This window comes from Streptomyces beijiangensis, assembly GCF_017315755.1.
In the GTDB taxonomy this organism is placed as follows: Bacteria; Actinomycetota; Actinomycetes; order Streptomycetales; family Streptomycetaceae; genus Streptomyces; species Streptomyces beijiangensis.
Window position 1 is genome coordinate 1 of record NZ_JAFLRJ010001630.1, and the last position, 332, is coordinate 332.

Annotated in this window: 1 protein-coding gene; it reads right to left on the reverse strand. The window is 74.7% G+C overall.

Annotated features, from left to right (window positions below; translation table 11 throughout):
- Nucleotides 1-70: 70 nt before the first annotated feature.
- Nucleotides 71-332, reverse strand: a 262-nt coding sequence (locus J0695_RS42985; protein ID WP_242553839.1) for a YybH family protein, incomplete at its 5' end; no start/stop codon positions are given.

The window sequence follows — 332 nt, forward strand, 5'->3', positions numbered from 1 at the left end:
GGCCGTGGCGCTCCAGCATGCGCAGGTTCCGGGTGAGCATCCGGTGGCTGATGCCCTCGAGGGACAGGGCTCAGCGGTCGGCGGTGGGCGGTACGAACTCGGGCTGGTCGAGCAGGCGCAGCCAGCTTCCGTCGGGCTGGCGCCGGACGACCTGCGCGCGGGCGCCCGCCCCGTCCTTCGGCGGCGTCGAGGTGAGGGCGATGTCGCCGCTGACCAGCGTCGAAAGCGGCTGCTCCGGCTCGAAGCGGGGACGGTGGGCCAGCACCTTCTCCCACAGTGCGCGGAGCGCCTCCCGGCCCACCGTCCGGTCGCCGGGCGGGTACGCCATCACC